At 65.2% G+C, this 22,948-nt stretch carries 21 protein-coding genes; 11 read left to right on the top strand and 10 right to left on the bottom strand.

From position 1 onward, the window contains the following. Positions 1-343: amidohydrolase family protein (locus HUU96_RS00290; RefSeq protein WP_174290861.1), on the top strand; the 343-nt coding region annotated here is incomplete at its 5' end. A gap of 2 nt (positions 344-345) precedes the next feature. Here HUU96_RS00290 and HUU96_RS00285 read toward each other — a convergent pair. After that, positions 346-813 carry a hypothetical protein gene (locus HUU96_RS00285; RefSeq protein ID WP_174290860.1) on the bottom strand — a complete coding sequence of 156 codons (468 nt, stop codon included), beginning with the start codon at positions 811-813 and terminating at the stop codon, positions 346-348. A gap of 111 nt (positions 814-924) precedes the next feature. On the opposite strand from HUU96_RS00285, the gene HUU96_RS00280 reads away from it, so the two are divergent. Then, entirely contained in the window at positions 925-2,349 is a 1,425-nt protein-coding gene (locus tag HUU96_RS00280; protein ID WP_174290859.1) for an amino acid permease, read from the top strand. On the opposite strand, the gene acnA is transcribed toward HUU96_RS00280, so the two are convergent. The 4 genes from acnA to HUU96_RS00260 form a co-directional block, all read right to left on the bottom strand. Next, entirely contained in the window at positions 2,346-5,033 is a 2,688-nt protein-coding gene (gene acnA / locus HUU96_RS00275) for an aconitate hydratase AcnA (protein WP_174290858.1), read from the bottom strand. The two genes, HUU96_RS00280 and acnA, sit on opposite strands and share 4 nt — an antisense overlap. Positions 5,034-5,198: 165 nt before the next feature. Next, complete coding sequence (locus HUU96_RS00270) at positions 5,199-5,390, bottom strand: hypothetical protein (RefSeq protein WP_174290857.1); 192 nt, start codon at positions 5,388-5,390, stop codon at positions 5,199-5,201. Continuing rightward, entirely contained in the window at positions 5,387-6,778 is a 1,392-nt protein-coding gene (locus HUU96_RS00265; RefSeq protein WP_174290856.1) for a cytochrome P450, read from the bottom strand. Before HUU96_RS00265 ends, HUU96_RS00270 begins: the two co-directional genes overlap by 4 nt. Then, positions 6,778-7,914, bottom strand: a complete 1,137-nt coding sequence (locus HUU96_RS00260) for a hypothetical protein (RefSeq protein ID WP_174290855.1) — start codon at positions 7,912-7,914, stop codon at positions 6,778-6,780. The genes HUU96_RS00265 and HUU96_RS00260 overlap by 1 nt, the downstream gene beginning before the upstream one ends. 22 nt (positions 7,915-7,936) lie before the next feature. Here HUU96_RS00260 and HUU96_RS00255 point away from each other — a divergent pair, with 22 nt between their 5' ends. Together HUU96_RS00255 and kdsA are read left to right on the top strand one after the other, a co-directional pair. Next, on the top strand, positions 7,937-8,254 hold the full coding sequence (locus tag HUU96_RS00255; protein WP_174290854.1) for a hypothetical protein: 318 nt from the start codon (positions 7,937-7,939) through the stop codon (positions 8,252-8,254). Then, on the top strand, positions 8,251-9,105 hold the full coding sequence (kdsA, locus tag HUU96_RS00250) for a 3-deoxy-8-phosphooctulonate synthase (protein WP_302480206.1): 855 nt from the start codon (positions 8,251-8,253) through the stop codon (positions 9,103-9,105). Before HUU96_RS00255 ends, kdsA begins: the two co-directional genes overlap by 4 nt. A 35-nt stretch (positions 9,106-9,140) precedes the next feature. Here kdsA and HUU96_RS00245 read toward each other — a convergent pair whose 3' ends face one another. From HUU96_RS00245 to HUU96_RS00235, 3 genes are read right to left on the bottom strand one after another with little or no spacing between them, the layout of a single operon-like run. Next, on the bottom strand, positions 9,141-9,746 hold the full coding sequence (locus HUU96_RS00245) for a histidine phosphatase family protein (RefSeq protein ID WP_174290852.1): 606 nt from the start codon (positions 9,744-9,746) through the stop codon (positions 9,141-9,143). Then, positions 9,743-10,549, bottom strand: a complete 807-nt coding sequence (locus HUU96_RS00240; protein ID WP_254604802.1) for a 3-deoxy-manno-octulosonate cytidylyltransferase — start codon at positions 10,547-10,549, stop codon at positions 9,743-9,745. Before HUU96_RS00240 ends, HUU96_RS00245 begins: the two co-directional genes overlap by 4 nt. Continuing rightward, complete coding sequence (locus HUU96_RS00235; RefSeq protein ID WP_174290851.1) at positions 10,546-11,535, bottom strand: KpsF/GutQ family sugar-phosphate isomerase; 990 nt, start codon at positions 11,533-11,535, stop codon at positions 10,546-10,548. Before HUU96_RS00235 ends, HUU96_RS00240 begins: the two co-directional genes overlap by 4 nt. A 334-nt stretch (positions 11,536-11,869) precedes the next feature. On the opposite strand from HUU96_RS00235, the gene HUU96_RS00230 reads away from it, so the two are divergent. From HUU96_RS00230 to HUU96_RS00210, 5 genes are all read left to right on the top strand, one after another. Then, entirely contained in the window at positions 11,870-13,153 is a 1,284-nt protein-coding gene (locus HUU96_RS00230) for a glycosyltransferase family 4 protein (RefSeq protein WP_302480205.1), read from the top strand. After that, a complete protein-coding gene (locus HUU96_RS00225; protein WP_174290849.1) occupies positions 13,150-14,352 on the top strand; it encodes a hypothetical protein in 1,203 nt (400 codons plus the stop codon). The genes HUU96_RS00230 and HUU96_RS00225 overlap by 4 nt, the downstream gene beginning before the upstream one ends. Then, entirely contained in the window at positions 14,349-15,959 is a 1,611-nt protein-coding gene (locus HUU96_RS00220; protein ID WP_174290848.1) for a capsular polysaccharide export protein, LipB/KpsS family, read from the top strand. The genes HUU96_RS00225 and HUU96_RS00220 overlap by 4 nt, the downstream gene beginning before the upstream one ends. A 206-nt stretch (positions 15,960-16,165) precedes the next feature. Further along, positions 16,166-17,221 carry a capsule biosynthesis protein gene (locus HUU96_RS00215; RefSeq protein WP_254604800.1) on the top strand — a complete coding sequence of 352 codons (1,056 nt, stop codon included), beginning with the start codon at positions 16,166-16,168 and terminating at the stop codon, positions 17,219-17,221. A 47-nt stretch (positions 17,222-17,268) separates the two neighbouring features. Beyond that, positions 17,269-18,417, top strand: coding sequence for a glycosyltransferase family 4 protein (locus HUU96_RS00210; protein WP_254604798.1), 1,149 nt, complete (start codon positions 17,269-17,271; stop codon positions 18,415-18,417). 6 nt (positions 18,418-18,423) lie between these two features. On the opposite strand, the gene HUU96_RS00205 is transcribed toward HUU96_RS00210, so the two are convergent. Continuing rightward, positions 18,424-19,737 carry an SAM-dependent methyltransferase gene (locus HUU96_RS00205; protein WP_174290845.1) on the bottom strand — a complete coding sequence of 438 codons (1,314 nt, stop codon included), beginning with the start codon at positions 19,735-19,737 and terminating at the stop codon, positions 18,424-18,426. 134 nt (positions 19,738-19,871) lie between these two features. On the opposite strand from HUU96_RS00205, the gene HUU96_RS00200 reads away from it, so the two are divergent. Then, complete coding sequence (locus HUU96_RS00200; protein WP_174290844.1) at positions 19,872-21,038, top strand: lipopolysaccharide biosynthesis protein; 1,167 nt, start codon at positions 19,872-19,874, stop codon at positions 21,036-21,038. Between the two features lie 73 nt (positions 21,039-21,111). Here the strand turns inward: HUU96_RS00200 and HUU96_RS00195 are convergent, their stop codons facing one another. Further along, positions 21,112-22,305: a polysaccharide biosynthesis/export family protein gene (locus tag HUU96_RS00195; RefSeq protein ID WP_174290843.1), complete on the bottom strand. Its 1,194-nt coding sequence runs from the start codon at positions 22,303-22,305 to the stop codon at positions 21,112-21,114. A 187-nt stretch (positions 22,306-22,492) separates the two neighbouring features. Between HUU96_RS00195 and HUU96_RS00190 the strand changes: the two genes are divergently transcribed. Continuing rightward, entirely contained in the window at positions 22,493-22,948 is a 456-nt protein-coding gene (locus HUU96_RS00190) for a phasin family protein (protein WP_174290842.1), read from the top strand.

Genomic DNA, 22,948 nt, shown 5'->3' with positions numbered 1-22,948 from the left:
CAACGGCGCGGCGCTGGCATTCGGGTCGGGGTTCCCGGTCGGGGGCGCGAACCCGTTCGCCGGCTGGGCGACGGCGATCAGCCGCGAGGATGCGGCCGGCCAACCCCCCGGCGGCTGGCATGGCGACGAGCGGCTGACCCGTGAGCAGGCGTGGCGCGGCTATACCGGCGGCGCGGCCTATGCCGCCTTTGCCGAGAAGGTCTATGGCCGGCTTGCACCAGGGCAGCGCGCCGATTTCATCATCGTCGACCGCGACCCGCTGCTCGCCACCCCGGCCGAGCTGCGCACCACCAGGGTCGATGAGACATGGGTCGGCGGCGAGAAGGTGTTCGAGCGGAAGTAGCTTCAGCAGCCGGTGCTGCGCTGCGACCAGGTGACGTTGAGCAGCTTCCAGCTGCCACCGTCGCGCACGACGTCGAAGTGGTCGGCCCCGCAATGGTCGACCTTGCCGTCGACCAGGAAGACATAGGGGCTCCACACCATCGCCACGTCGCCGTCGATCTCGACGGCGGGGTCGAGCAGCCGTTCCTCGACGCGTTGCGGGCTCGGCTTCAGGCGGGCGGCGAAGTCGGCCCAGCTCATCCGCCGCAGCTCGTGGCTGCCATCGGCGCGCTCGACCGCGGCGGTCAGCGTGCCGTCGGTCCTGACCCGCGCAGTCGCCGCCGCGCCGTCATGCGCGGCGATGCCGGCGAGCAGCGCGTTGACCGGGGCCATCACCGACGCTTCGTCGGTGCCTTGCGGCGGCAGGCCGGTGCCGTGCACGATCGGCTGGACGGGCGTGACTTGCGCGAGCAGCGCGAGGAGGAGGGGCATGCTGGGCTCCGTCGGGTCGAGGATGACGCGGTGTAGCACCGGCAGAGCCGGTGGGAAGCCGCTGGCGGCACACCGGCCCCGCGTGTAGCCTCACGCACCAGGGAGACGCCGATGAGCCTGATGCGCCGCAAGACGATCACCGCGCCGCCCGCTGCCGAGCAGATGGCGCGTACCCTGTCCTGGCCGCACCTCGTCGCGCTGGGCGTCGGCGCGATCGTCGGCACCGGCATCCTGACGCTGATCGGCGTCGGCGCGGATCGGGCGGGGCCGGCGGTGCTGCTGAGCTTCGCCGTTGCCGGCGCGATCTGCGCCTGCGCGGCGCTGTGCTATGCCGAAATGGCGAGCGCGATCCCCGCCTCGGGCAGCGCCTATACCTATAGCTATGTCGTGCTGGGGGAGGTGATCGCCTGGGTGGTCGGCTGGTCGCTGATCCTCGAATATTCGCTGGTGGTGTCGACGGTGGCGGTCGGCTGGTCGGGCTACGCGGTCGGCTTCCTCAAGGGGCTGGGCGTCGCCCTGCCGGGGTGGGCGATCCAGGGGCCGACGCTCGCCGGGGTCGGTTGCGACGGGGTCCGCCATGCCGCCTCGTTCGGGATCAACATCCCTGCGATCGTCATCATCGGCCTGGTCGCGGCGCTCCTGTCGGCGGGCACGCGGGAGAGCGCGCGCGTCAACACCGCGCTGGTGCTGCTCAAGATCGCGACGCTGGCGCTGTTCGTCGCGGTGGCGCTGCCGCATTTCGATGCCGCCAACCTCCACCCGTTTGCGCCGTTCGGCTATGGCAGCGTCGCCGGCGCGTGCGGGGTCAAGCATGGCGTGATGGGGGCGGCGGCGATCATCTTCTTCGCCTTCTACGGGTTCGACGCGATCTCGACCGCGGCGGAGGAGACCAAGCGGCCCGAGCGTGACCTGGCGATCGGCATCGTCGGGTCGATGGTGGCGTGTACCGTCATCTATCTCGTCGTCGCGGCGGCGGCGGTGGGTGCAGCGCGCTACGACGTGTTTGGGAAAAGCGCCGAGCCGCTGGCGCTGATCCTGCGCTCGCTGGGGCAGGGCGGGGTGGCGACATTGGTCGCGGCGGCGGCGGCGATCGCGCTGCCGACGGTGATCCTCGGCTTCCTCTATGGGCAGAGCCGCATCTTCCTGGTGATGGCGCGCGACGGCTTCCTGCCGCCGGCGCTCGCGAGGCTGTCGGCGCGCGGGACGCCGGTCCGGATCACGGCGGTGACGGCGGTGTTCGTGGCGGTGATCGCGGCGCTGACTCCGCTCGACGTGATCGCCAGCCTCGCCAATGCCGGCACGCTGTACGCGTTCGTGGCGGTAGCGGCGAGCGTGCTGGTTATGCGGCGGCGTTCACCACAGGCGAAGCGACCGTTCAGGACGCCGGCGGCGTGGATCGTCGCGCCGCTGGCGATCCTGGGCTGCTGCTACCTGTTCACCAGCCTGCAGGTGGTGACGCAGGTCGCGTTCGTGGCGTGGAACGCGCTCGGGCTGGCGCTCTACTTCCTCTACGGCCGCGCACGGGCGGTCGTCTAGGCCGCCAGGTTGCGCAGCACATAGTGGAGGATGCCGCCGTTGAGGAAATATTCCAGCTCGTTGATCGTATCGATGCGGCAGCGGGTCTCCACCACCTCGCTTGTCCCGTTGGCGCGGGTCAGCGTCACCTCGACAACCTGACGCGGGCGGATCGCGGCGACGCCGGTGACCGTGAAGGTCTCGCTGCCGTCGAGGTTCAGCGTCTTGCGGTCGGTGCCCGGCATGAACTGGAGCGGCAGCACGCCCATGCCCACCAGGTTGGAGCGGTGGATGCGCTCGAAGCTCTCGGCGATCACCGCGCGCACACCCAAGAGGTTGGTGCCCTTCGCCGCCCAGTCGCGCGACGAGCCGGTGCCATATTCCTTGCCGGCGACGATGACGAGCGGTGTGCCGTCCGCCTTGTAGCGCATCGCCGCGTCGTAGATCGGCATCGTCTCGCCTTGGTAGGACGACATGCCGCCCTCGACGCCCGGCACCATCTCGTTGCGGATGCGGATGTTGGCGAAGGTGCCGCGCACCATCACCTGGTCGTTGCCGCGCCGCGCGCCATAGCTGTTGAAGTCGGCGCGGCTGACCTGCCGCTCCATCAGCCATTTGCCGGCGGGGCTGTCGGCCTTGATGTTGCCGGCGGGGCTGATGTGGTCGGTGGTGATCGAGTCGCCCAGGATCGCCAGCGGCCGCGCCTCGACGATGTCGACGACCGGCTTGGGCGTCATCTCCATACCCTCGAAATAGGGCGGGTTGGCGACGTAGGTGGAGGCGGGCGGCCAGGCATAGGTGTCCGAGCCCGTCACCTCGATCCCCTGCCACTTGGCGTCGCCGGCATAGACGTTGCCGTAGCGCGACCGGAACATTGTGTCGTCGATGTTGGCGGTCATGACGCTGTGGACCTCGTCGTTCGAGGGCCAGATGTCCTTCAGGTACACGTCCTCGCCATCGCTGCCTTGGCCGATCGGGGTGGTCACCATATCCTCGGTGACGGTGCCCTTCAGCGCATAGGCGACGACCAGCGGTGGCGAGGCGAGGAAGTTGGCGCGCACGTCGGGCGACACCCGGCCCTCGAAATTGCGGTTGCCCGACAGGACGGAGGCGGCGACGAGATCATTCTCGTTTATCGCCGCCGAGATCGGCGCGGCGAGCGGCCCCGAATTGCCGATGCAGGTGGTGCAGCCATAGCCGACCAGGTTGAACCCCATCGCGTCGAGGTCCTCGGTCAGCCCCGCCTTGTCGAGATAGTCGGTCACCACCTGCGATCCCGGCGCGAGGCTGGTCTTGACCCACGGCTTGGGGCTGAGCCCCAGCGCGCGCGCCTTGCGCGCGACGAGGCCGGCGGCAACCAGCACCGACGGGTTGGAGGTGTTGGTGCAGCTGGTGATCGCGGCGATCACCACGTCGCCATCGCCGATGTCGTGGCCGCGCTCGGCGATCGTAACCCGCTCGGCGTGATCCTTGTGGTAGACCTTGGCGAGGTCGGCGTTGAACACGTCGTCGACCGCGTCGAGCCTCACCTTGTCCTGCGGCCGCTTCGGCCCGGCCAGGCTGGGAACGACGCTTGCCATGTCGAGCTCAAGCGTATCGGTGAAGATCGGGTCGGGGGCGTCGGCGTGCCGCCACATGCCCTGGGCCTTGGCATAGGCCTCGACCAGCGCCACTGTGTCGTCATCGCGGCCGGTCAGGCGCAGATACTCCATCGTCCGCTCGTCGATCGGGAAGAAACCGCAGGTCGCGCCATATTCGGGAGCCATGTTGGCGATCGTCGCACGGTCGGCGAGGGTCATCGTCGACAGACCGGGGCCGTAGAACTCGACGAAGCGGCCGACGACGCCCTTGGCGCGCAGCATCTGCGTGACGGTCAGCACCAGGTCGGTGGCGGTGATGCCCTCGGCCAGCTCGCCAGTCAGCTTGAAGCCGACCACCTCGGGGATCAGCATCGACACCGGCTGGCCGAGCATTGCCGCCTCGGCCTCGATGCCGCCGACGCCCCAGCCGAGCACGCCCAGGCCGTTGACCATCGTCGTGTGGCTGTCGGTGCCGACCAGTGTGTCGGGATAGGCGATCGTCGCCGTGCCGGTCGCGTGCTCGCCGCTCTCCTGCGAAGACCAGACCGCGTGGCTGACATATTCGAGGTTGACCTGGTGGCAGATGCCGGTGCCGGGCGGCACGACCTTGAAGTTGTCGAGCGCCTTCGATCCCCATTTCAGGAACTCGTAGCGCTCCGAATTGCGCTCATATTCGATTTCCTGGTTGTCGGCGGCGGCCGACGGCGTGCCGAACTCGTCGACCATCACCGAGTGATCGATGACGAGGTGGACGGGCACCTGCGGATTGATCTTGGCCGCGTCGCCGCCCAGCTTGGTGATGGCGTCGCGCATCGCCGCGAGGTCGACGACGCAGGGCACGCCGGTAAAGTCCTGCATCAGCACCCGCGCCGGACGATACTGAATCTCGCGATCGGAACGCGCGTCCTGCTGCCAGTCGACGATCGCCTGGACATCGGCCTGGGTGACGGTCTTGCCATCCTCGAAGCGCAGCATGTTCTCCAGCAGTACCTTCATCGAGAAGGGCAGACGGTCGATATTGCCATAGGTTTCCGCCGCCTTGGCCAGGCTGAAATAGTCATACGACTTGCCGCCCGCGGTCAGCGTCGAGCGGGAATGGAGCGTGTCCTGGCCAATGGCAGTCATAAGTGGCGTATCCTCCTTGGGTCTGCCGCACTCGGAGAGGCGGCGAGAGGCCGCGCGGGCGCGTCAACGGGTGCGAATGTAGGTTGCCCCGTGCCTTAGCAAGGCTGTCGGCAGGGGGAAAGACGCGATGCGCTGTTGCGACCCGCCGATCGCCAAGAGAATCGCCTAGAGGATATAGTCGTCCTCGGCCGCGCGATCGTCGCCCGAGCCGGTTGATCCGCCAGAAGCTTCGTCATCGCGGCCGCGAACGACACGGATGACGATTGTCGCGACGATGGTGAAGGCGATCATCAGCGCGCCGAACAGGACGATGGCGCCGATGAAGCCGATGCTACCGCCTGATATGCCGAAGTTCACAGCGCCTGAACCGGTGAAGTCGCTACTCGATCCCTCGTGGATGTCAGTCGTAATCGAACCCCACTCCGCGACCGAAGCGTCAGCCGGCTGATTGGTTCGGGTGTATCGCCCGCGACTGGCTCCAGCCGAAACGCCCGCATCACTCCCGCGATCGCCAGCAGCGCCTCTTGGTTCGCGAACCCCGCGCCTACGCACAGCCGCGGACCCTTGCCGAACGGCAGATAGGCATGGCGGCACGCTCCCGCCTGTTCGGGGTCAGTGAAGCGCCCTGGATCGAAGCCGTGCGGCTCGGGGAAGTTGTGGCGGTTGCGCTGGATCAGCCAGGGGGAGATCACCACCATGCCGCCTCGCTTTAGCTGCTTGTCGCGCATCGTCACCGGGCAGGTCACCTCGCGCACCAGGAAGCTGACCGGCGGATAGAGCCGCAGCGTCTCGCGAAACACGTCGCGCGTCACAGTCATGCCGCGCAGGTCCTCATAGGCGAGCGGGCCTGCACCCGCCTCGGCGCGGACCTGCTGCTGGAGCTCGGGATCGCGCGCGAGGAGATACAGCGCCCAGGTGATCGCGCTGGCGCTGGTCTCATGGCCGGCGAGGAAGATGGTGCTGATCTGCTCCATCACCTCGGCTTCCGTGAAGACGCGGCCGCTCTCCGGATGGCGCGCGTCGATCAGCGCCTGGAGGATGTCCTCGCCGCGCTCGCCCCGCAGCTGCGTCGCGGCGAAGCGCCCCGCAACCTCGGCGGCGAACACCGTGTGGATGCGCCTGGCCTCGCGTTCGGCGCGGCGGGCATAGCCGAGCTGGGGCAGGCGGTAGAGCCGCAGCATCACCGCGCGCTGGGCGAACTTCTGATAGGCGTGGAAGCCGTCATAGATCTCCTGGCTCTCCGCCTCGGTCAGCGGCCGGGAGAACAGCGTGCGGAAGATGATGTCGGCGGCGACATGAGTGACGAACGGGTCGATCTCGACCGGAACCGACAGGTCCTCCTGCCCCAGCCGCACCACCAAGTCGTCGACCGCCGCGCTCATCGAGGCGAACACGCGCTTCAGCGCGGTGTGGCCGAAGGCGGGGTTGACCATCGCGCGCTGCTCGGCCCACTCGGCACCGCTCGCCGCGAACACCGAATTGCCGATCAGCGGGTCGAGCAGCCCGCCCAGGAAGCCATGCTTGGGGAAGTCCGCCACCTCCTCCTCCAGCACGCGGCGGACCAGCGGCAGCTCGTTGGCGACGTAGAAAGAGAGGGCGGGGATGTGCACCTCCCCCAGCTTCATCGTGTAGCTTTTCTCGAACAGCACATCGAGCCATGACCGCCAGCCGCGCACGAAACGAGTGAGGAACCCCGACTTCGACCGATGCGGGATGGGATAGGGCGGCGTGAAGCGGACCGGCATCAGAGCGCCTGGAACGCCGCCACCGACGCCTCGATCGGCCGCGCGGTCGCGGTGAGGCTGGGATAGTCGAGCGGGCTCACCCGGTCGCCGACGCGCAGATAGTCGAAGTGGATGTCGTACTTGTTGGCAAGGCCGGAATGGTAGTTCTCGGGATCGTAGAATTTGTAGAAGCGCGGGTTGAGGTGGACCAGCGCCGGCCGCGTCTCCGCGCCGATCAGCGCCATCGGGTTGACGCCGTAGAAGCCCGCACCGTCCGGCGGCGAGCCGATGTCGAACCAGCGGAAGTCGCCACGCCCGACTGCGCGGAGTCGCTCCTTGAACCCCTTGGCATCTCCGCGACACAGGATCAGCGGGATAGACTGGCCGAGGGTGACCAGCGCGAAGTTGGCGGGCATCGTGCCACCGCGCGCGGCGAGGATGCGCTCCATCAGCGGCACCGCCAGAATGGAGCCGTTGGAGTGGGTGACCAGCAGCACCTCGTCCCATTCCTCTTGGTTGGGGCCGCCGTCGAGCTCCGCCAGGATTTGCGTTGCGAACGCATCGAGTCGCGCGACCATCGGCGGGTCGGCATCGCCGCCGCCGGTCTCGGCATTGAAGATGAAGAAGCGCAGCAGCCATGGCGTGTGCAGCTTCTTGAGCAGCGGCGTCGCGCCCGCGACCCCCAACACCGCGCCGATCGCCAGTGCCGCCCACCAGGGCAGCCAGACCAGTCCGAGCAGGAACGGCACTATCCCGATAAGGAGCGGCAGCAGCACGGAAAACACGGGCGGGTAGAACAGCGTCTTGACCGGACCCGACGGCACGGTGCGGATGATGTGGAGATCGGCGTGGCGCAGGAGCCCGCCATAGGTGCGCAATGCGCGCAGCCCGAGCCTCACCGGGCTCTTGATCCAGGCGCGGCGGACAAGGTCTTCCCAGCGCAGGAAGCTGTAGCTGGTGGTGGTGCCGTCGACTGCGTTCTCGATCGTCCAGTCGGCGCGGGCCGGCGATGCCGTCTTGCGGTTGGAGACGGCGAGCGGGACGCCGGTGCGCTCGCTCCAGCGCGCCGCCGACTGGCGGTACAGGGCGTGGTAATGCCGCACGCCGCGCGGATCGAAGCCGCCCATGTAGAATATTTTACGCTTGAACACGGTCACTCCCGACGCCTACCCGGCAGCCATGGCTGAAAGCGTACCAGATGGTTCCGGGGCCCCGGTCCGCGACTACTGCTATTTCCTTGACCACCGCAAATATAACCGCAACCGCGGCTGCCGCCGGCACGACAACCTGTACGGCATCAACGGCGGCGGGGGGGAGCTGGATCGGTGGCAGGCGGACCGCGAACTGCGTGAGCATATGATGGGCGAGGGCGATCCGATGGCGTGGCCGACCTGGCTAGGGTGTGCGGTGTTCGGCTGGTTTTTCTTCAACTATCACGGCGGACGGTGGGCATGGCGTGGCCAGCTCGTGCGCCGCTTCATAAGGGCACCGCAGTGACTGACTATCCGTATCCCGAACCTTCTCCTGCTCACCACGTCCACGTCGGTGAGAGCGCGGGTGCGGTTACGTTCGGCAACGACCTGCCCTTCGTGCTGATCTCCGGCCCCTGTCAGATCGAGAGTCGCGACCACGCGATGATGATGGCCGAGGCGCTGAAAGCGATCGCGGCCGAGGCGGACGTGCCGTTCGTGTTCAAGTCGTCCTACGACAAGGCCAACCGGACCTCGCTCTCGGGCAAACGCGGCATCGGCCTCGACGAAGGTTTGCGCGTGCTGGCCGACATCCGCCGGGAGCTGGGCGTACCGGTGCTGACCGACGTCCATGACGTGGAGCAGGCGAAGGCGGCGGCGGAGGTGGTAGACATCATCCAGATCCCCGCTTTGCTGTGCCGCCAGACTGATCTGCTGCTCGCGGCCGGCGAAACCGGAGCGGCGGTGAACATCAAGAAAGGCCAGTTCCTCGCACCGGAGGACATGGCGCAGGTAGCAGCGAAGGTCGCCTCGACCGGCAACAATCGCATCCTGCTGACCGAGCGGGGGACGTCGTTCGGCTATCATAAGCTGGTGACGGATTTCCGTGCGTTGCCGATCATCGCGCGAACCGGCTGGCCGGTGATCTTCGACGCGACCCATTCGGTGCAGCAGCCGGGCGGCCTCGGCGGTGCCAGCGGCGGCCAACGCGAGTTCGCGCCGGCGCTGGCGCGGGCGGCGCTGGCAGTCGGGTGCGCGGGTGTGTTCGCGGAGGCGCATGATGATCCTGATGCGGCACCGTCGGATGGGCCTGTGATGCTGCCGTTGACGTGGATGCGGCGGGTGTTGGGAGACCGCAGGCTCGTGGTTCCCGGCTGATCGAGCCAGCGTGGCCGAAAGTCGATTAGGGCAGACTATCTCTGCGGCGGTCGGACATCCCAGGCAGCTACACGTAGCGCCCCGGAAGGCTCTTCAATTATCTGGCCGAAAGCGCCAGTGCGTAGTTTCAGCGAGGATGGCCGGTCCATTGAACACGCCAGCAGGGCGAACCGTGCCGCGCCGTTGCTGGTCACCAACAGGACGTCGCCGCGCGGACGTTCGGCGAAGAGGTGTCGCCACGCGGCAATCCTGGCTTCGGCAGCCACCTGCCATCCTGCGGGCGCGAGGGCCTGCTCATCCCAAGCGCGGAGTGCTGCAGCGCCGACCCGGGCGGCGATCAGATCATCCGGCTTACCCTCGTCCTCGCCGTGATCGATTTCTGTCAGCCAGTCCGCGACTTGTACCGGCGGAGAAGGCTGCAGACTTGCTACGATCAGTTCTGCTGTGCGACGCGTCCGTTTCAGTGAACCGGCGAGCACGCGGTCGAAGGCGATGCCGAGATTGGTGAACCATTCCCCCAATGCGGTCGCTTGCCGCTCGCCCTCTTCGGTCAGCGGCAGGTCGCTCGCCGACCCGATCCGCACGGCCGGCACCCCGGGCGGGAAAGTATTGCCGTGACGGACAAGGTAGAAGCTGATCATCCGCTTAAGGTATCCGCCCCGCCCGCGATCAATCGCTCCGCGCGAAGAATATCGGCTGGCGTGTCGATGCCGCTCATAGTGAACGGCCCGCTTTGCAGTTCCACAGTCTGGATCGTCAAACCCAGTTCGAGGATGCGTAGCTGTTCGAGCCCCTCCAACACTTCGTTAGTCGACGGAGGGACGGCTTCGATCGTTATTAAGGCATCCAGCGTGTACGCGTATAGGCCGAGGTGCTGGTAGACCGGTGAAGTCGCGGCTTCGCGCCGTAATAGCTCCTCACCGCGTATCTGTGGTAGCATGGCCTTGGAGAACCATAGCGCACGGCCGTCATCAGCGCGAACGCAGGTGGTACCACTCGTCGGTGACGAGCATTTGTGAGCCCGCAACGCATCGAGCGCCTCCCAGCCGAGCCGCACGACCGGCGTGGCGCAGTCACAATCTCCTCGAGCGAGGCGCTGCAATACCAATTGGATGGCGTCCGGTGGTATAAACGGGGTATCGCCTTGTAGGCAGCAGACGATGGTCGGAGGTGCCGGCCGATCAAGGGCCGCGACAAGCGTCCGGGCAGAGCCGGTCGCTAAGGTTTCGTCCGTCATCACCGCGGTGCAGCCAAGGTCCCGCGCGTGTTTGAGAACGCGCTCGTCGTCCGTTGCCACCAACAGCTCGGTGTCGTCCCCCGCGATCGCTGCCCGCCCGACATCGACTACGCGCGAGAGAAGCGTGCGGCCGCCGATCATCATCAACGGCTTGCCGGGTAGTCGCGTCGACCCCCAACGAGCCGGAATGACCACCAGCGCTGTCACGCTACGCCGACGCGTAGAACGTCATGGACATGAACGATGCCGATCAGCTGGTCGTTGTCGCAGACGAAAAGCTGCGAAATCTTGTTCATGTTCATCACAGCCAGAGCTTCGGTGGCGAGGGCGTCCGCCGAGACGACGAACGGTTGCAGGGACATGTGATGCTTTACGGGATTATTGATGGAGGCGGAGGCGAGACTCCGTCTCAGGTCGCCGTCTGAGAAGGCACCGGCGAGTCCGCCGTCTTTATCCAGAACTGCGGTAATGCCAAATCTCTTCGTCGTCATTTCTAATGTTGCTTCGGCGATGGAAGCGTTCAGCGCTACCTCGGGAATCTCGTGACCCGTGCTCATGATGTCCGCGACTCTGACCAGCCGCGCTCCTAATTGCCCGCGAGGGTGCAGGACGCGAAAGTCATCGGATGAAAAGCGCCGGCGCTCAAGTGCTGCCACCGCGAGAGCATCGCCCAGGCAGGCCTGGATCGTCGTCGAGCTGGTCGGCGCCAGGTCGTTCGGGCAGGCCTCCTGCACCTGTGGCAAAACCATAGCTAAATCGCTGCAGCGAGCCAGTGTGGAGGTCCTACCAGCGGTAACGCCGATCAGCTTAATTCCAAACCTCGCGCAATGGTTCAAGATGTCTGCCAGTTCGGATGTCTCCCCGGACCACGACAGGGCAAGGACAATGTCGCCGCCGGTGATGACGCCGAGATCGCCGTGACTGGCTTCGCTGGGGTGGAGGAACATTGATGGCGTACCCGTGGAGGCCAACGTTGCCGCAATCTTTCGGGCTACCAGGCCGCTCTTACCCATACCGGTGAGGATGATCCGTCCGGGCGTTGAGACAATGAGTTCAACAACGTGTGTGAACACGGCACCGAGATCGGTCCCGTCCATCTGTTGCGCCAACGCATCCAGCGCGCGACGTTCGATCTCGATCGTCCGCAAGGCCGAGGCAAGAGGTGAGCGAGTGACAGCAGGCGTTTCGATCATGAGGCCCGATATAGGGTAATTCTGGAACGCCAGCCAAGCCGGTCGAACCGTTCGGCCGAAGCTCCGCCTGGATGAGCTGCTGCCGGTCCGATGGACACGAGGTTAAGCTACCTGCGTCTGCTGCTCGAAGTCCATGGGGCCGAAATAGCCTGATTAGCGCAACAAACTGCTCGTTAAACGCGCCAGTCAACCGGGCGCTAAGTTGCATCCTTTCGGGCGGCACCCTAACGCTCTCATATGGTGACTGAGGGCAAGGCACGTGCGGATCGGGGTTGATGGGTACAACCTCGCCATGCCGCATGGGACGGGGATAGCCACTTACGCGACGGAGTTGGTGGAGACGCTGCATACGCTCGGTCACGAGGTCGACGGAATTTTTGGCATTAATGTTCCTGCGAACAAGTCGCTGCGTCAAGCGACTTTCTTTCATTATTATCAACGGCTGCCCGATCTGCCACTCCTAAAAGCGCGAAGTGTTCGCTCGGCCAGCAGGACCAAGCGAGTGGTTCGCGCATGGCGGAACGGCCGCGATTATTTGCGGGCGTTCGTTGCGCATCGCTCACGCGAGGTGCCGCGCGATAGTGACGTGTTGACGAATGATGGCGTTAATGTAATTCCCGCGTTCGACCGTATCTTCACCACCGACCGTTTGTTCGATGATGCGATGTTTGTCTTTGCGCGTACTGGGCGGTTCTCCACCTTCAGGGTGCCTAATCCTCCCGAGATCATGCACTGGACCTATCCGGTGCCAGTGAAGCTGGCAGGCAGCAGAAATATCTATACGCTCCACGATCTTGTCCCATTAAAGCTTCCCTACACGACACTCGACGACAAGACTCTGTATGGAAGCCTCATTTCGGGGTGCCTGAAGCACGCTGCGCAGATTTGTACCGTCTCAGAGGCAAGCAAGTGCGACATCATCGATCGATACGATGTTGACGCTACGAAGGTCACCAATACCTATCAAACGGCAACCGTAGCGCAGAGATTGCTCGACAAAAATGTAGATCAGAATGCGCAGGACATTGAAAGCATCTTCGGATTGGAGCGCCGCGGCTACTTCCTTTTCTTTGGCGCGATCGAGCCCAAGAAGAACATCGGTCGGTTAATCGAAGCTTTTCTCTCTTTGCGAACCAAGACACCCCTTGTGATCGTCGGTGCACGAGCGTGGCAGAGCGAGAGAGAACTACAACTTATGCCCGGAGGCGGCGCGAGCGGAGCAGCTGGGACGTTCGTGGGTCCTCGCGATCAGACGATCATCCGCATCGACTATCTATCGCGTGTGATGCTAGCCAAGTTGACGCGTGGTGCGAAGGCGGTGGTGTTCCCTTCGCTGTACGAGGGGTTCGGCCTGCCCGTGCTCGAGGCGATGCAACTCGGCACGCCAGTCATCACCTCTAATACGAGCTCGCTACCCGAGGTAGCGGGTGGTGCCGGGCTGCTGGTCGATCCCTATGACGTCGACTCGCTGGTGAAGGCAATGCGCCGGCTTGATCGTGACGAGGCGCTCTGCGCGGCGATGGCGGCGCGCGGGCTTGAACAGGCGAGGCTCTTCTCGCGCGAGCGGTACGGTGAACGGCTGACGGAGCTCTACCGAGCGGCTATGGCGTCGCAATGATCCACGAAAGCCGCGTCATCGCCACGGAAGGCGACGCGCTCCTCCTCAACCCGTTCGCCTTCTGGCCCGATATTGCTAGCCGTCTGGTCGGATTGGGAGGAAGCGAGGCTGGCGAGAACCCGGACTACGTACTTCATACGCTCTATGTCTCGTGCGGAGCAGGTCCGATCCTGTTCACGCTACGCTTCGCTGGACTCAAGGCAGACCGCGGCACCTTAATCCTCCGCGTCCATGAACTACCGGAGGTTATGGGTGCTCATGCGCGGCAGATCGCGCTGTCGCAGACACAGCTTACCGAGCTTATCCGCAACGGCGGCACCGTGTCGCTCGGCGCGACAGCGCGCCCGGGGCATCACTACGCCATTCTCGGCTACATCTATGGCGACACCGTCGCTACCGCTGACGAACTGGCGGTGGAGGTGGTGCGACGCACCCCCGACCCGAACGACCCACTGCGCCCGACCGCTTTCCGGGCGGAGGCGAGTCGGGTTTCCATGGCACCGCAGATCGTCGGCGAGCGCGAGGGTGTTCTTGCCACGCCAGTATCGCAGCTGTGTACTGCGCAACAATTGGCGGAGCCGGTGTTCAAGGCGCTACTCGACCAGCTTGGCGGCCTGCCAGGCCGGTCAAGGATCGATCGGTGGGAGCAGGTGTTTCTGGCCCGTGTGCTTGACCGCTACGACGTCGCCCGTTCGGGCGCGCGGGGACTGGGCATCGGCGCACTTGACGATGCAATCGCTCCCTGGTTGGTCCAGCACGGTTGTTCGCTGCTGCTCACTATCCCCAACGACCCGCCCGCGGACCTCGATCTATCCCCGCAGGTCGAGGTGCGGCGGCTCGATCCGCTCGCGATCGACGAGATCGACGGTTTCGATTTCGCTTGGGCGACGCGCGCCGGCGGGGTGGGTGGACGTGAACGACAGGAGGTTCTGCGCTTCATCGAGGACAGCTTGCGGGCGCTTAAGCCGGCCGGCTTGCTGACGCTGGTCGTGCCGATCGACGTCGCGCCACGGCCGATCGGCGAAGACAGCGGACCAATGCTGCGGCGGCCAGACATCGATCGCACGGTGCTCCTGTTGCTATCGCGCGGGCATCAGGTGGCACAGATCTGCCCTTGGGGCGATGCGGTCGCTGACGCGGACGAGAGCGAGGCACTGATGGTCTCGGCGTTTGGACTGATCGTTCGCAAAGCAGCGTGACCCTCGTGCGGGTGCCGATCCGCGTGCTGCGCTCGCCGCCCTTTCCGGGGGTGGACCCTGCCGTGGCCACAATCGAGGCAGCCGCGGCCGACGAGCGCGATGCCGATCCAAAGCTTAGGCAGACCCCGGCGTCGGAGATGGTGCGGGCCGCCGTGGGCGGCACCTTCTGGGGCCGGCGTGTCGTAGGGCGGGCGCGGCTAATCGTCACCGACGGGGACCCGCCCGGGGCCGACCTGAGCGACGCGGTTGTCGTGGCCACCGGTGACGTGCGGGCCGCACGGCGTCGCGGAGCGCTGGTCGTGGCCTCTGGCGAGTTCGATCCTTGGCCGCTGATCGTTGCGGCGCGGACGGTCACTGCACCAAGCGCCAGCGAGATCGCCGCGTTAGCGCTCGCCGCTGGCAAACCGGTGACCAACCCGGCGGGTATGGAGATCGTTGACGCTGATCGGCTGGTCGCGCGGGCACTCGGCGACCGCTACCGCGACCCGTTTACCGGCGGAATTATAGGCGTTGAAGCCGCCATTGCGCTACTCGCGCACTGGCGCGCTCTGATCGATGCAAATCGGGGCATCTCGGCCGCGACCGGGATGGCGTTCTGGAAACGCAGCGAAGTCGCCCGCCTTCTCTGGGACGGGCGCCCCAGCAAGCTGCCCTTCCTGAAGCCTGATGCGGCGATCGCTCGGGCTCGGCGTGAGGGTGGAGCGGTTGCTGCCTGGCCGGCGCGGGTACCGGCCGACTTTGCTGAGCGGGCGATGGCTGCAGGGGTGCCGGTGCGTTGGGTCGAGGACGGGTTCCTGCGCTCGGCGGGACTCGGTAGCGACCTGCTGCCGCCGCTGTCGCTGATCGTCGATGACCTGTGGCCCTATTTCGATCCCGCCCGGCCGAGCCGGCTCGAGACGCTGCTCCAGACCACTGAGTTCGGCACGGACCTTCTCGCCCGTGCCGCTACCTTGCGGAGGACTATCGTTGAGCGGCGGATTGGCAAGTACCGGGTCGGCGGCGTTGCCGAGTCGCTCGATCTGCCCGCCGACGCGCGACTCGTGGTGGTCATCGGACAAGTCGAGGACGATCTGTCGGTGTTGCGCGGCGGTGGCGGCCTGACCAATCTGTCGGTGATCGAGCGTGCTCGCGCGGAAGAGCCGAACGCCTTTATCGTCTACCGCCCTCACCCTGATGTCGAGGCGGGCCACCGCAAGGGAGCGATCCCCGATCCGGTCGCGCTGGCGCTGGTCGACCGGATCGATCGCGGCGGCTCGCTCGACGCGCTGCTCGCTCGCGCTGCCGCGCTCCACACGCTGACGTCGTTGACCGGCTTCGAGGCGCTCATGCGGGGCGTGCGGGTGGTAGTGCATGGCGGCCCATTCTACGCCGGCTGGGGGTTGACCGAAGATCGCGGCGCTCCGTTTCCACGTCGGACGCGCCAGCTTACCCTCGATCAACTCGTCGCGGTCGCGCTAATTCTGTACCCTCGGTATCTCGATGCCCGCACCGGTTTGCCCTGCACCCCGGAGCAGTTTACCGAGGGGTTTGGAGGTGTTGGCGTTCATGGAGGTTGGTTGGTGCGTCTACGTCGCTGGCAGGGCCGAGTGCGGCGGCTGTTCGGCTAGAGTGGATTAATATGCGGCATGACCGGCGTTCTAGGCGGCACGGCTTCCTATTTCTGCAGGGGCCACATGGCGTCTTCTTCCGTCGTCTTGGTGACCGGCTCGCTTGGGAGGGCCAGCGGGTTGAGAGGATCAACTTTAATGCCGGCGATCGGCGAGATTGGGGCCGGGGTGGGCACGACTTCACCGGTTCAGAGGAAGAGTGGCCGTTGTTCCTCGATGGCTTCATAGAGACGTACGGCATTACCGACCTGGTGCTCTACGGCGACTGCCGCCCGCTTCACCATGCGGCGCATGGTATTGCCCGGTTGCGGGGCTGTCGCATCCACGTTTTCGAGGAAGGCTATATTCGGCCTGACTTCATGACGCTGGAGCGCGATGGGGTTAATGGCAATTCAACGCTGTCGCGCGATCCGGACTGGTATTGTGCGCAGGCGGCGAGCCTACCACCCGCACCCGACTTGTCGCCAATTCCCGGGAGCTTCGAACGGCGGCTGGGTGAGACGATGCGCTACCATTGGTTGATGACCACGCGGCGGGTACAATTCCGGCATTACCGCAACCACCGGCCGCTGAACACGCCTGCCGAGGCGGCCGGCTGGCTGTGGAAATGGGCCAAGCGACCGCGCGACAGGAGTCGTTCTGCTGCGGCGCTGCGCTCGCTAGGCGATCGCCCTTTCTTCTGCTTGCCGCTCCAGCTGTCGTCGGACGCGCAGATTCGCATCCATTCGCCTTTTGCCGACATGGCCGTCGCGATCCGCTACGTTGTGCGCAGCTTTGCTCGCCATGCGCCGGCGGACACGGTGTTGGTGGTGAAGCAGCATCCATTGGCCGCGGACATGGTCAATTACGAGCGGATCGTGTGCACGGAGGCGAAGCAGGCCGGGGCGGCGGCGCGGATCCTATATCTGGAACGGGCCAACATCGATATGCTGGTCAGCCGGGCGCTCGGCGTCGTCACCGTCAACAGCACCACCGGCACGCTGGCACTGCGGCAGGGCACGCCGACCAAGGTGCTGGGCCAGGCGGTCTACGACATCCCGCGCATCACTCATCAGGGCTCGCTCGACGCCTTCTGGTCGCATCCGGTAGCGCCCGAGCGTAAGGTATACGAAGCCTTCTGCCGAGTGCTGCGCGATCGCTGCCTGGTCTATGGCGGCTATCACAGCGACGAGGGGCTCGACCAACTGGTGGAAGGGTCGGCCCGGCGGTTGCTCGCCGAAGACAATGTCGCTGAGCCGATGCCGACCCTAACCGCGCTATGAACGGCGACGCGGGTCATGCGCCAGAGATCGTCCTCGATTTGTCGCGATTGCTCGCCCGGCTGCTGCGTACGACCCCTACGGGGGTCGACCGGGTCGAGCTGAGCTATGCCCAGACGCTACTTAAATTGGTACCCGAACGGCTGGTATTTGGTGCCCGCTTTCCCAAGGGCCTGTATGGCCGGCTTGATCCGGCTGCGGTCAAGCGCTTCATCGATCATACGGCCGAGCTGTGGAAGGCTCCCAAACGCATAACACGGCGGCAGCTTCGGCCGATCGCTGCGCGCCACCTGTTTGCGCTGCGTCCGCGCCGCATCCCGCCGCGGCAGGGTCGGCGGGTGTTCCTTCAAACTTCGCCTCATCAGATCGAGCGAACCCAGCGAATGGCGCGCATCCTCGCCGGGGAGGATGCGAAGTTCGTCACGATGGTCCACGACCTCATTCCCATTACGAACCCCGAATATGTCCGTCCAGAGAGTGATGCCGCTCATCGCCAGCGCATCGCCACCATTAAGCTGCTGGCCGACGGCGTGATCGCCAACTCGGCAGCGACGCGCGATGCGCTGGTTGCTCATGTCGGTCGCGAGCGGGCGCTGCTGGTCGCCATCGCCCATCTTGGCACCGACCTGCACGGGCCCGTCGTGCCAATGCCCAGCGAGCAACCATATTTTGTGTGCGTCGCCACGATTGAGGCGCGCAAGAACCACCTGCTGCTACTGAACATCTGGCGGCGCATGGTCGAAGAGCAAGGGAAGGGTGCGCCGATGCTCCACCTTATCGGCAAGCGCGGCTGGGAGAATGAGCAAGTCGTTGATATGCTCGAACGCTGTCGCTCGCTACAGGACCATGTCGTCGAGCATCACGATCTCGACGATCGAGCGATGCGGGCGATAGTGGCGGGGGCACGGGCGCTGGTTCTTCCATCGTTCGAGGAGGGATTTGGAATGCCGGTCGCCGAGGCGCTGGCGGCGGGAACGCCGGTGATCGCAGCCGATATCGCGGCCCTTCGCGAAGTCGGCCGGCAGGTGCCCGACTATCTCGATCCGCTCGACGGCCTTGGCTGGCGCGCTGCGGTCGAGGATTATGGCCAAGCTGATTCGCCGCGCCGAGCGGCTCAGATGGCTCGACTGAAAGGCTGGCGGCCCTGCACCTGGGAGCACCATATGGCAATCGTACTGGAACTCATCGATTCATTATGATGGCCGTTACCGCCTCTTGCGGATCGCCAGCCCAAATGAGGTCGTGACGTAGCTGCCTAAGGCCAGCTTGAAATGGACGTCGGCGGCGTAGGGGGGCATGTCGACGACCTGATCCTCGGGCTGGTCGCCCTGATCGAATGTTATCGGCAGCACCTCATGGCCTGCGGATGCCATCTTCCTGGCAAAATTTTCGATGTCGCTGCGGCGGAACAAGACCGTCCCGCCCTTCCTGATCGTCCGCGTGTCGGAGGTCAGGTTGAACTCGGTGGTGTGCACCGCCACGCCGCCCGGCTTGAGCGTATCGAGCGAGCGCTCGATAAAACGAAGGCCCGCATCGATCGAGCCGAGGTGCTCCAGCGAGCAGGACGACCAGCAGAAATCATATCCTGTTCGGTTATCGGGAACCGCGTTCATGTCGATGGCGTCGACCTCAACCCGCTGAAAGAACTGCTCGGAGGGGCAGACCGCCGAATCGCTCAGCGCATCAACGGAAAGAAGATGTTGCGCCGATGCCTGCCAGCGTTTGGCACGCCGGTCTTCAGCGCCCAGATCGGTTGCGGTGACGAACGCGCCGTATGCAGCGAAAAGCGCGGGTAACGGCTCGATTCCGCAGCCAAAGCCAAGACCCCGTGCTCCCTCCATCAAACTGCCCATCGTTTCCAGAACGCGGCAGATCCAGACATATTCCCATTGCTTGCGGTGCTGATGCTTGGGACGGTGCATGAGCGCCAGCCAGCGGTCATAGTCCGGCTCGTCGAATTGAGCAGCAGTGCACATCTGCGATCGAACGTCCGCAAGCGTCGCGGGACCATCGACGACCAATCCCGACGAGCTGCCGCGGGGTCCGAAAATGATCGCCTTGGCGGCGGCGAGCTTGCGTGCGAAAGCGGGTCCATCGACGTGCTGATCGGTCTGCAGCGTCAGCGCGGAGGCGCTCGCATCCGTATCATCGAGGATACGACCAAGAAACGCGTAGGCGTATCCCTGCTTGACCATGATCGGCAAGCGATGGCGGCCGCCGGCCGCTGCCAGTTCGGCCAGGTCGATCAACAACCTGCTCTGTACCTTGGCCGGACCTCCGTCTTCGGGCGATGCCATCGCATAGAGCGTCAGCGTTCCTCGCGTGGCTTTCAACTGTGCAAAGATCAAATCGATCGTCAGCGGACCGGGATCGAAGCTCGTATAATTAGTGTGAAACGCCGCTTTCGCATCGACGGGCGCGATCGAACCGCCCAGCCCTGCGATGCTGCTCTTCGCCTCGGGCCAGAAGGCAAACGGGTCGAGAGAATACGCGGTCGACGCGCCATACTTGCCGAACATGCGCCGGGCGTTAGCCGACCACTTGGCAGGCGTCATCAGCAATCGTTCACTCCCCTGTCGACCAGACGATCTGTCTGAGCTAAACCGCTGAAGTCAAGCGAGGGTCCCTCGCCAGGAACAAGGTTGATCGATCGATGCATGGTGTCATCCAGCCGGTGGGCATGGACGTTCGGCGGCACGAGACCCGGCTGACGCGCCTGCGCGAGAGCCTGTACGGCTATCGCTGGTTCCTTGGCCTGGTGGTCACGCCGACGCTGCTGGTAGCGGCTTATTACTACCTCATCGCTTCGAACCAGTATCAGTCGGAAACCCATATTCTGGTTCGCGCTGCCGAGCAGCAGAAGCCGCAGGCGTCGGGCTTGGGTGCGCTGCTGTCGGGCGGCAGCGTTGATGCGGCGGGACCGGAGGGAATGAGCGTCGCCGACTACCTCACCTCGCACGACGTAGTGGCGACGCTGCGCAGCAAGCTTGACCTGGTGAACCGCTATCGGCGACCCGGAGTCGATTGGTTTTCCCGGTTGTGGGGCGGCGACCAGCCGACCGACGAGGCGCTGCTGAAATACTATCTCGCTCAGACCAAGGTCGAAGTGAACAGCGGCACTGGAATAACCGTGATCCAGGCACGCGCATTCACTCCTCAAGACGCCTATGCGATCGCGACGGCGCTGCTCGACCTGGGCGATCAGCGTGTGAACTCGCTCAATAACGCCGCCTACAAGGATGCAATCGCCTCACAGGAGCGGCAGCTGCGTCAGGCGCAGGATAATCTCGCGCGAGCGCAGGGGGCGATCAGCAGCTTCCGCGCTAACCAAGCCGATATCGACCCGACCGGCACCGGGACGGCTCAGACCGCACTCGTTACGCAACTGACCGGCGCGCTCGCATCCGCGCGAGCGCAGATGGTCAGCGTCGGCCAGACCATCAATCGCTCCAGCCCACAATATATCGCGCTCGCCCGTCGCACGGCGGCGTTGCAGGCACAGGTCGATGCGCAACAGTCAAAGCTGGCGGGGAGCGGTGGCTCCACTATCGCGTCACAGGTTGCTGGCTACAATGAGTTGCTGATGCGCCAGCAATTTGCGCAACGTCAATACGAGACAATCGCAACTGCACTAGACCGAGCCCGTCAGCAAGTGATCGACAAGCATCTCTACTTAGTGCGTGTAGTTAATCCCAATGTGCCCGAGAAATCGCAATTTCCGCAGAGGGGCAGGGTGACTCTGACCGTCTTCTTCTCGCTACTGGTTGCTTACGGCATCGGATGGATGCTGGTCGCCGGCGTGAAGGAACACGCTGCCTGATTGGCGTGGCTGGAGCAGACTTCAAGAACATTGCCTGGATGCTATGCGACGGTTTCGATCTAGCTTCTCAGCTTTAGTTCGAGACCGTCGCCTTCACCGTGAATACCGGCGTGAACAACAAGTTGAACAACTCGATCAATTTCCTGGTCTGGTTGATCTTGGCGTTGGCGATATAGATCACGTCCTTGTCGCGCATCGCAAAGCGCTGGGCCAGGAAGTAGCTCGACGGCTTGTCCATATCCAGCCGGTATACCATCGGTGAACCGGCGAGGGCGGCACGGCTCTGGCCCTGCACATCGGGCGGCGGCGCATTGTCGCGGAAGACGAACACCGCTGTCGGGTTGGCGCGGTTGTCGTCGGGGCCGCCCGCCTGGGCAATGGCCTCGGCCAGTGATAGCGAGGCGGAAGGGAAAGGTACCTGAGCCACCTTGTTGGCGGCACCGAACACCTCGAACGTGCGCGGCCGGCGGATCACGTCGATGCGGTCGCCGGGCAGCAGGATGATGTCGCCCGCCCCGCCCGACTCCACCGCGGCTAGATAGGCCTCGGCGAACTCACCGCCGCGACGGACACGGACGACGGTGTTCTCCGGGCCGCCCAAGGTACCGACTCCGCCGGCGGCGGCGATCGCGTCGAGCAAGCGTTCGCGCTCAAGGCTGAGCTGCTGGCGACCCGGCCGCGCGACATAGCCGCTGACCAGCACCGTGTTGTGGACGTTCTGTGCCACGGCGACCAGCACCTGCGGCGACTGCGACAACCCGCGCAACCGCTGGACGATCGTTTTCTCCAGGTCTGCGGACGTGTGGCCGGTTGCGGTCAGCCTACCGATATACGGCAGCACGATGGTGCCGTCGTCGCGCACGGTCACGCCGTTGAGGCTCTGCGCACGGGCGGTCGGATCTGGAGCGGCGCCAGACACCGCACCGCCAGCCGCTCCCAGGCTCTGCGAACCGCCGAACAGCGTCACGCCGACTTCGAACACGGTGATCGACAGCACGTCCCCCGGCCCGATCAGATCGACTCGCCCCGGCCTGTCCAGCGCGGTCAGCTGGCTCGCGCTCATCAACGCCACCGCGCCGCCGGCCGGCAGCGAGGAAGCATCGAGGTTGACGATCTTGAACCCGATCTGCAGCGCCTCCTTGCGCTCGCCCGCCACCACCTGGCCGGCATCGGGACCGCTATGGGGCAGGGACGAGCAGGCGCTGACGGAACAGCACAGGAGCGCGACCAGAGCCCGGATGGGCCGGCGCGGGTAAACAATTGACATCACGTTACTCGATACCCCGTAGAGGAGCCGCTTCTAGTCGGCCCGATAGGTCAAGCCAAGCCGCTTGCCCGATCCCTTCTCCTTCGATGCACGCCGGGACCATGCCGTGCAACCGGTGCCGGGGTCGGCCGTTAAGGCCGGGAAAGCAGCGCCGGCGCTTTTGCCGGCGGATCGAGGGACCCTGACCATGGCCGACGATATCCAGCAAGCGATCGACGGGAACGACGCTGCCGCGCACGGTGCCACCGACCAGGCCGCGGGCGCTGCGAAGAGTACGGTCGATACGCTGCGCCAAGGAGCGGAACAGGCTCGCAACGCCTTCAACGATCACGTTGTCGAGCCGGCCAAGCGCGCCGGCGAGGCGCTGAAGGAGTCGGGGCAGAAGATCGCGGAGGGCAGTTCGGCGCTCGGCTCCAAGCTGATCGACCAGGCGGAGACTAACACCAGCCAGGCGTTCGCGGCAATGCGCGCCGCCGCCAGCGCCAAGGACCTGTCGGAGGTGATGAGGATTCAGGGCGACTATCTGCGTGAGCAGGGCCAGCGGTCGATGAACCAGGCGCGCGAGGTCAGCGACCTGATCATGCAGTTCGGCCGCAACGCCGTCGCGCCGCTCCGCGGCGGGCAGGATGGGCCGCAAAACTGA

The organism is Sphingomonas bacterium, assembly GCF_903644135.1.
Taxonomy (GTDB): domain Bacteria; phylum Pseudomonadota; class Alphaproteobacteria; order Sphingomonadales; family Sphingomonadaceae; genus Sphingomonas.
This window is presented reverse-complemented; position numbering and strand designations above follow the sequence as displayed.